Here is an 8,719-nt window from a genome sequence, read left to right as displayed (position 1 = left end):
GACGATCTCGTCGGTGCCGGACTGGAACCAGCGGACCACCTCGCAGTAGTGACCGGTCCGGTTCACCGGGGTCACGTGCGGCACGCCGCGTGAGCTGGCACCGATCTGCGGGAAACGGACCTGGAACCGGCCGGGGGCGAGCTTGATGCCGTCGGCCCAGGCGGCTGGGAAGGCGGCCTTCCAGCTGCCCCACTGCCGGCTGGTGTCCAGCACGGTCCAGACCGGCACGGTCGGGTCCTTGACGTACGCGAAGCCCCAGCGGTCGGCGGTGGCCGCCGCGGCCGGTGTGGGCGGCGCGAGTGCGCCGGCGGCCAGGACGGCGGCCAGTGCCGTGGTGACGAACGATCGGAGACGCATCTGTTCCTCCAGTCGACGGGAACATGTCGGAGAGGAGTGTGCGCGTGGTGATCTGATGGTCACAGTCGGCTACATTGTGCTCCGGTGTCGGCTGTCCGCTACTCGTGGCCCGACTTCTGAGCAGTGCAGGCAAGACCTCAGGCAGCCCCGGACGGCGGGCCCGGAGAACGACGCGGAGCAGCCGGCGCGCGACCGCTTGCTCAGCGGATCTGGTCGGCCAGGTGGCGCACCGCGTCAGTGAACGCCTTCTCCGATTCGCAGGGCCGGTGTCCTTTGATCGGTGGCGGGAAGATGTCGCCGGACGGAGGTGTGACGGCGTACGGGTCGCGAAGCCGTCGGTCCACCGTCGCCTCCCGGTCGCACGCCGAGGGTGCCTTGTCGGGGCCCTGCGGCGGAAAGACGCGACCCCCGATGGGGTCGGTGTCCCGCCACAGATTCACCCACCGCCAGTCCACCCGGTCGGCGATCTCGTGGATCACCTCGTCGTTGACGTACGCGGGAAAGAGGCGGGCGTACAACCGTCGGAGGGGCGACCCGTGGGTCAGCAGCCCGACCCGGTCGGTGACCCGCGGCGGCAGTTGGAGCACCGTCGCGGCGAGCAGGACGGAGCCGTGGCTGTGCCCGGTGAGCACCACCGCGTTACCGGAGTCGACGAGGTGGGTGATCCGGCAGGTCAGTTCGGGAACGGCCCGCTCGGCGTAGCACGGTGGCGCGAACGGGTGCGCGGACCTGGGCCAGAACGTGCCCAGGTCCCACAGCACGCCGACGTACCGGCGGAACCACGGGGTGCGATGGGCGAAGATTCCACCGAGGACCGTGCCGACGATGAGAGCGGCGATCAGATAGCTGCCGACACCGATGCTGAAGTTGACGAAGCTGATCGGCAACCCGACGCAGCGCTGGACCAGTTCGCCGGGAGGCGTCGGCAGCAGGCCGAGCGCGACCGCTGCTATACCGATCCCGGCGAGGCAGGCGTAGAGCACCGCGAGCGGCAACAGCCGCTCGGTGAACCGGGCGCGGGCCAAGGTCTTGCGCACCTGGCGCAGTCGCGGTGCGGCATCGGGCGGCGCGTCCGGGAAGTCACGAGCAACGATTGCCGACGCGGCCCGGATCCGTCCCGGTCGTGACGCCACCGACACCACGGCGGCGACGGCCAGCGTCACCAGCACCGCCAGCGAGAAGCCGAGAATCGCCCAGATGCAGGCACGTGGCGGGCTTGTTATCAACGCCTCGGCGGTGGGCGCGCCCCTGTTCAGAACGTCGGACACCCGATAGACCAGCTCAGCGGAGAAGGTGATCGCCAGACTGATCGCGGCTACGGAGGTCGCCAGGGCGCCGAGCCCGAGGGCGGGCGCGACATTCGGATCTCGACCCCGATGCCAGAACAGCACCACCCCCAGGGCAGCAAGCAGCACTGTCTGACCGATGAACAGCCCGACGACGGTCAGGTTGTAGCCGGGCAGTCCGTTCCGCTCCGGCCATGCCGAGCTGGTCAGCACGAGGATCCAGACCAGCGCGGTCAGACCGAGGGTGATCGTGCGTAGCGCGCTGGCCAACCGGTCGAGCCGCAGCTCCGTGGGCGTGGTCAGGGGTGGGGTGCAGAGCAGAACCGCGCATGTGATCAACAGAAGTCCGGCAGCTGCCGTCAGCGCGACGGTGCCGATCGACATACCCTGTGCGGACCGGGCCGCGAGCAGGCTGAGGTCCAGCGTGGCAAACGCCGCCGCGACGTGAATCGAGCGCAGTCGTGCCACCAGTGGCTCATTGTCCCACCGGCCGACGGCGGTGAGCCGGTCCGCCGCACGAGGGTGGTCGGCCGCGCGGAAGGCGTCAGAGGGAAGCGCCGGGCGCGCGCTGAGCCCCCACACCAGGCTGATGGCCGCAGCCGGTGCCAGTGCGAGCACCGCCAGGCGCAGTCCGGCAGGACGCCCCCCGAGCCAGGAGAGCCAGCTACGTCCGGCCAGGCACTCCGGTGAGGACATGCACTTCCACGCGATCACATCCAGGGCGACCCCCACGATGCTCAGCACGTACATCGAGGTCATGGTGAGCGCCAACAACCGGCACAGGGCCTTGATCACCGGGTCGCCGCCGGCTCCGGCCGGACGCATCCAGATGGCGAGGTTGATCAGCATGAAGGGCAGCAGGATCACCATCGACAACGTTCGCACCGCGTTGCCAGCGGGCAGGTTGTTCCAGCGGTAGGCCTCGAGCGTCACCGCGCCCGCCTCGCTGTCCTCGTGGTCTACCGCTCGCGGCCGGTAGAAGCCGCCCCGGTGGTCACCCGCCACCTGCTGCACGTGCGGTCGATCCAGCAGGTCATCCGGGCCGGTGGCGGACACCCCGTGCACCCGCAGTTCCACCAGGCCATCAGCCCCAGCGCGCCCGCCCCCGTCTCGCTGATCCATCCGGTACCGGCCCCCCGGCGTGTACGAGGCTCACACCGACCCGCTCGGGTGATCCGAGGGTGCCCGTGTGGCGCAACGGGCGTACCCGGCGAAGGAAGATGCAATCCCGTGCTCGTAGCGCGAGGTCGACATCCGGGCGGGCATGTTCGCCGGGCATTCTTCGGGTATCGACTCGACGACCGGCCCGGCGTGGTACCAATTACCCGGGAAGGCGAAGCCGGCAGGAATGGGCGGCCCATGTCGACAAGGGCAGCAGCGCTGCTTCGGAAACCCGGGCAACCGCAGCGACCAAGCCTTCTGGAACTCTTCTTCGACCTGGTCTTCATCTTTGCCCTCAATCGGGTCTCGCAGCGGCTGGTTGAGGAACTCACCGAGCAGCGAGTCGTCCTCATCGAGGCCGGCGAGACCCTGCTGTTGCTGCTGGCCTTCATGGTGCTGTGGTTCGTCACGGCGTGGGTCACCGACCTCTACGATCCGCAGCGGCCCCAGCTTCAGGTGCTGGTCTACACGGCCATGCTCGGCGCGCTGGTGATGGCAGTCGCCGTGCCGCACGCGTTCGGTGACAGAAGTCTGGCCTTCGCCGGTGCGTACGTCGCGGTTCACGTCATCCGTGGCCTGGTCATCGTGCCGATACTGCGCGGCCACGAAGCTCAGCGCCGAGCAGCTGGAGTGTTCTTCTGGTTCACGTTGTCGGCCGTGCCGTGGATCGCCGGCGCGATCGTGACGGATCTGGCCCGCAGCCTGTTGTGGACGCTCGCGATCGCCATCGACGGCACGGCACTGCTGCTGTTCTATCCCGCGCCCTGGTCCCGCCCCACCCAACGGCAGTGGCCCGTCCTGGCCGAATACCTTTCCGAGCGTTACCGACAATTCTTCATCATCGCCCTCGGTGAACTTATTCTGACGACCGGGTCGGCCTACAGTGACACCTCGTTCCGGCAGGGAGGAGCCGCAGCCGCCTTCGCGGTCTCATTCATCACGACCGTGCTCCTGTTTCGCGTCTACATTTTCAGGGCGGGCCAACTGTTGCCCGAAGCCATCAGAGCTGCCGCGGAGCCCGCGCATCTCATCCGAGAGGCTTTCCTCGCGCACGTACTCATGGTGGCCGGGATCGTCGCTGTTGCCGTCGGGTATGAAATCGTAATCGAACATCCGTTCGGGCACACCAACGCGGCGTGGATCCTCGTTGTCCTGGGCGGACCGATGCTTTTCCTGATCGGACGAGCCCTGGTGGAACACGCCGTGTTCGCCCGGGTGTCCCACTCCCGGATCGTCGGCGCTCTGGCGCTTGCCGCCGCCTCGCCGTTCATGATCCTTCTGCCGCCGCTGGCCGTGGCCGCCACCGCCGTCGTCGTCCTCGCCGGCATCGCGGCTTCCGACGCCGTCCACGCCAGGGGGAAACCGCCCGAAGGGCCGCACCCGCCCAATCCCAGAAAGTGAGCGGCAGACACTATGCACCGTGGCGGGTCCGCCTGCCACTGGCGTGCTGCTGTCCGGCCGGACGAACCGGACATCGTCCGGCTGTCTGCTCATGACCCCGTGGCGTCCGCTCGCTGTCCACCCCCGGGGCACTCTTCGGGCGGGGCGTAGGCACGAATGGTGCCGTTGTGCCGAGCAACCCTGTCGTCAGCGGTGAGGGGTACGAGGCGTTTACAGACGGGGCACCGTCCCCGTTGGTGCTGCGAGCGCTGGGTCACGGTGCCTCCTAGGTAGGTCCTGCGCGCATCCGCCGAGCCTGCCGTCATCGTTGCCGATCGAGGCTCGGAAGCGCGCTGATCACGGGGCCGCCGGCCACCCTCGGGCGGCCTGGTGCGCAGGCACCGCTAACTTCGCGGCAGCACGGTGATGGCCGCGACGGCGCTGTTGATGACGGTGGCCGTCACGGTGCGGGTCACGGCCGCCGCCGCGGCGTCGGCGCCCCAGTCGCCACGCTCGAGTTCCTTGGCCCGCGTGATGACCGGTGACGTCCAGGGGATCTCGCGGTGGAACTGCGGGAGCGTCCCGCTCGCGGAGAGCAGCGCCGCGAGCGCGGCGACACGGGCCTGCGGCTGCGCACCGTCCACGAGGACCCGCCGGACGTCGGCGAGCAGGCGGGCCCGTCGTTCCGTTCTGCCCTCCCGTAGGGCTGTCGTCCGGAACAGGCCGAGCACCTTACGGGGCTCCTGGTCGATGTCGCCCCGGGCGATGAGCCGCTCCAACACCGGCTTGCGCAGGACGGGGCCGACCGCGGCCAGGGCCGTCTGCACCCCTCTCGGTTTCTCGGCGAGGTAGTCCCACGCCGGGCGCAGGAGGTCATCCGACGGTGGATGCCCCGCCACGCTGCTGACCCGTCCCCGGGCCTCGGTGGCCAGGTGACCGCCGAGGGCGAGGTCCGCGAGGACGGCTCCGCCGAGGACGTAGAAGAGGGTGTTCTCTCCCGCGATGGTTCCGGAGTTGGGTTGGAACAGGAGCAGCAGGAGGTCTTCCACCACTGTCGGCGTCCCCGGGCGGGCTTCGGTGGTCATCGGCGGGGCTCCCAGCGGAAGAGTCGGGTGGCGAGGGCGACGGCGACGACGACCCAGCCGAGCGTGGGCGCGAGCAGGGCAAGCGAGTCGGTCACGGCGACGCCGCCGTTCCAGGCGTTCATGGTCAGTTCGGTGGCGGCGCCGCCCGGCAGGAGGCGCTTGATCAAGGTGAGGTCCTCGGTGCCGGTGATGCCGACCCAGCTGGCCACGGCGATCACGCCGAGGGTGACGGGAAGGGTGGTGACCTGAGCGTGTTCGGGTGAGTTGGTCAGCCCGGCGGTGGCCAGCGCCAGGGCGATCATCATGGCCAGGGTGGCGATGGTCGCGACCACGAGCAGGGCGATGTTCGCCGGTGCGCCGGCGACCACGGCGAGGGCGGTCAGGATCGCTGTGACCTGGATCAGGGCGAGGACGACGACGGGCAGCAGGAGGCCGGCGAGGATGGTGGTGTCGGTTGCGGCGGTGGAGCGTAGGCGTTTGAGGAAGAGGTTCTGGCGTCGGGAGGCCAGGGTGGTGACGGCGGTGGTGTAGAGGCCGAAGGCGGTGATGGTGAAGAGGATGATCGCGGCGATGTAGCCGAGGCTGCCGAGGTCGGCGAAGGTGTCGTGTTGGCGGACGAAGTAGGCGCTGACCACGACGGGGATGATGAGGCTGGTGATCAGGACCAGTCGGTTGCGGAAGATCTGGATCAGTTCGCTGGAGGCGATGGGAAACACGGGGCGCTCCTGTCGAGATGGCGGGTCAGTTGTTGATGGCGCGGAAGACGTCGTCGAGGCGGGTCGGCCCGGCCTCCAAGCCCTGCAGCTCCACGGCGTGATCCTGCGCCCACCGGAGCAGGATGTGCAGGTCGTTCTGCAGTTCGAAGGTCTCGACCACGACCTTCCCGTCCACGTCGACGGCGGCTGGCAGCGGCAGTGCCGATGTCGGTGCGGGAAGGGCGAAGCGGATGACGGCGGGCAGGGTGCGGGTCAGTTCGGCGACGGTACCTTCGCGGTGGAGGGTGCCGTGGTGCATCAGTCCGATGCGGTCGGCGCGTTGTTGTGCTTCTTCCAGGTAGTGGGTGGTGAGCACGATGGTGGCGCCGTTTTCGCGGAGTCGGTCGACGGTTGCCCAGACGGCGTCGCGGGATTGGATGTCCAGGCCGGTGGTGGGTTCGTCGAGGACGATCAGTTCTGGAGTGCCGTAGACGGCGGTGGCGAAGTCGAGGCGGCGTTTTTCGCCGCCGGAGAGCTGGGCTACTTTGCGCCGGGCACGGCTGGTGAGGTCGACGAGGTCGAGTACCCGGTCGACGTCGTCGGTGCGTGCGGTGAGTCGGCCGATCAGGCCGACGGACTCCCGGACGGTGAGGTCGGGGGAGAATCCGCTCTCCTGGAGCATGACGCCCATTCGGGGACGTACCGTCTGGCGGTCGTCGGGGCGGTGCCCGAAGACACGTACGGTGCCGGAGGTTGACCTGCGGTGTCCCTCGATGACTTCCAGGGTCGATGTCTTCCCGGCCCCGTTGGTGCCCAGCAGCGCGTAGAGCTCTCCAGGTCGTACCTCGAAGGAAAGGTCCCTGACGGCGTGGAAATCACCGTAGGTGAGGTTCAGCCGGTCAACTTCGATGACAGGTGTGGTGGACATGCACCTATGACAGCGCGGGCGCAGCCGATCTGTCAGTGGCACCACGTCATCACCGCAAGTGACGTGGTGTCACTGGTCCTGATCCCTGGCTGCCGGATACTGACCTGGTGACCGCGAGATCGCCGCGCTTCACCCAGTCGACGCAGGGAAGGCTGCGCCGGCTCAACCTCGCGACATCACTGCCGCCGGTGGTGTTCGCCGCGGTGATCCTGCTCTACACCGACGCGCGCGCCTGGTGGCACGTTGTCGTCCTGGCACCCGGTGCCGTGGCGGCCGTGGTGGCCTTCGAACGCTGGACGGCAAACGACCTCGCCCGGGTCGCGCTGCCCTGCTTGGTCGTGGCGGCGGCGGTCTGGCCGCTCGGGGTCCTGGTGACCGGCAGCCCCAACGCCTACTGGGGTGTCTGCGCCGTGGGTTCGCTTTCCCTGCGCGAGGTGCGACGGCACCGGGCTCTGACGATAGCCGGGCTGTTCACCTACGTCGCCGTCGTCGGCGTGGCGCGGCTGCTGGTGCAGCGGGACGACACCGTGGGCGTCCTGGTCACCTACGTTCTCATCCCGACCGCTCTCACCGTCCTCGTGACGGTCTTCACCGTCGTGGGCGAGCGGTTCTACGACCTCATCCGGGAGCTCGAACAGACTCGGGAACGCGAGGCGGAGCTGGCGGTGGTCCGGGAGCGGGTGCGGTTCGCCAGCGACCTGCACGACATCCAGGGCCACACCCTGCACGTGGTCAAGCTGAAGATCGCCCTGGCCCAGCGGCTGCTGCTGCGCGACACCGCTCGGGCGGAGAAGGAGCTGCGGGAGACGTACACGCTGGTCAGCGACACCATCGCGCAGACCAAGGAACTCGCCTACGCGCAGCGGCGGCTCAACCTCACCGCGGAGATCGAGAACGCGAAGAACCTCTTCGAGGCCGCCGGCATCCGGGTCCGAGTGACCCGGGAGGCCGAGGTCGATGCCCGCGCCAGCGAACTGCTCGGGCAGGTGCTGCGGGAGACGACCACTAACATCCTGCGGCACGCGCAGGCCGCCCAGGTGCAGATCACGCTCGCCGCGTCGGGCATCACCGTCGTCAACGACGGCGTGACCGCCACCTCGCCCCCGCAGCTCAGGGGCCTGGCGACGCTGAGGCAACGGGTGGCGGACGACGGAGGTGAGCTGTCCGTGGAACAGAAGGACGGGCGGTTCCTGACCGCAGCGACCTTCCCACCCGCTCGGGTCGACGCGGCCCCGACGGTTACCGGGAAGGACGACCGATGACCACCATCGTGCTCGCCGACGACGAGGCGCTGCTGCGCACGGCCCTGGCCGCGCTGCTGCCGATGGAGGGCGACATCACCGTTCTCGCCGAGGCGCAGGACGGCCGGACGGCGATCGCCGCCACCCTGCGGCACCGGCCCGACGTGCTGGTCATCGACCTGGAGATGCCGGGCGTGGACGGCCTGGGCGCGGTCGCCGAGATCCGCCGCGAGCGGCCGGAGCAGGTGATCCTCATGCTGACCCGGCATGCCCGGCCCGGCGTGCTGCGCAAGGCGCTGAAGCTCGGCGTCCAAGGCTTCGTCAGCAAATCCGCCGAGCCGGCTCACATCACCTCGGTCATCGCAACCCTGCACGCGGGGAAACGCTGGATAGACCCGGACGTGTCCGTGCTCGCCGTCACCGAGGACTCCCCCCTCACCGAGCGTGAAGCCGACGTCCTGCGGGTCACCGGCGAAGGCTACTCGGTCGCCGACATCGCGGCTCGGCTCCACCTGGCTCCGGGCACCGTCCGCAACTACCTGTCCAACGCGATGCGCAAGACCCAGACCCGGACCCGCCACGAAGC

Annotated in this window: 7 protein-coding genes and 1 pseudogene; 3 read left to right on the top strand and 5 right to left on the bottom strand. The window is 69.1% G+C overall.

The genetic code is table 11. From position 1 onward, the window contains the following. Nucleotides 1-357, bottom strand: a pseudogene (locus ABZ749_RS22205) (hypothetical protein); the annotation flags it as partial. Nucleotides 358-557: 200 nt separating this feature from the next. After that, on the bottom strand, nucleotides 558-2,720 hold the full coding sequence (locus ABZ749_RS22200) for a hypothetical protein (protein WP_357230526.1): 2,163 nt from the start codon (nucleotides 2,718-2,720) through the stop codon (nucleotides 558-560). A 282-nt stretch (nucleotides 2,721-3,002) separates the two neighbouring features. Here ABZ749_RS22200 and ABZ749_RS22195 point away from each other — a divergent pair, with 282 nt between their 5' ends. Beyond that, nucleotides 3,003-4,205 (top strand): low temperature requirement protein A, encoded by a 1,203-nt coding sequence (locus ABZ749_RS22195; protein WP_357230523.1) that lies wholly within the window; start codon nucleotides 3,003-3,005, stop codon nucleotides 4,203-4,205. A gap of 383 nt (nucleotides 4,206-4,588) precedes the next feature. Here the strand turns inward: ABZ749_RS22195 and ABZ749_RS22190 are convergent, their stop codons facing one another. Genes ABZ749_RS22190 through ABZ749_RS22180 form a run of 3 tightly spaced genes read right to left on the bottom strand, consistent with a single transcriptional unit; the run spans nucleotide 4,589 to nucleotide 6,937 of the window. Further along, complete coding sequence (locus ABZ749_RS22190; protein WP_357230520.1) at nucleotides 4,589-5,269, bottom strand: GPP34 family phosphoprotein; 681 nt, start codon at nucleotides 5,267-5,269, stop codon at nucleotides 4,589-4,591. Continuing rightward, the gene (locus ABZ749_RS22185) at nucleotides 5,266-5,985 is read right to left on the bottom strand and encodes an ABC transporter permease (RefSeq protein ID WP_357230517.1); all 720 of its coding nucleotides are present in this window, start codon (nucleotides 5,983-5,985) and stop codon (nucleotides 5,266-5,268) included. The genes ABZ749_RS22190 and ABZ749_RS22185 overlap by 4 nt, the downstream gene beginning before the upstream one ends. 25 nt (nucleotides 5,986-6,010) lie before the next feature. Then, nucleotides 6,011-6,937, bottom strand: a complete 927-nt coding sequence (locus tag ABZ749_RS22180; RefSeq protein ID WP_357230514.1) for an ABC transporter ATP-binding protein — start codon at nucleotides 6,935-6,937, stop codon at nucleotides 6,011-6,013. A gap of 62 nt (nucleotides 6,938-6,999) precedes the next feature. Here ABZ749_RS22180 and ABZ749_RS22175 point away from each other — a divergent pair, with 62 nt between their 5' ends. Both ABZ749_RS22175 and ABZ749_RS22170 read left to right on the top strand, forming a co-directional pair. Further along, nucleotides 7,000-8,154 carry a histidine kinase gene (locus ABZ749_RS22175; RefSeq protein ID WP_357230511.1) on the top strand — a complete coding sequence of 385 codons (1,155 nt, stop codon included), beginning with the start codon at nucleotides 7,000-7,002 and terminating at the stop codon, nucleotides 8,152-8,154. Continuing rightward, nucleotides 8,151-8,719 (top strand): response regulator transcription factor (locus ABZ749_RS22170; RefSeq protein WP_357230508.1); only part of this gene is annotated, 569 nt, incomplete at its 3' end. The genes ABZ749_RS22175 and ABZ749_RS22170, both read left to right, overlap by 4 nt.

It is taken from the genome of Micromonospora sp. NPDC047753, from assembly GCF_040642735.1.
In the GTDB taxonomy this organism is placed as follows: Bacteria; Actinomycetota; Actinomycetes; order Mycobacteriales; family Micromonosporaceae; genus Micromonospora.
Note: the sequence above shows the minus strand (reverse complement) of the source record. Positions and strands in the feature narration are given on the sequence as shown.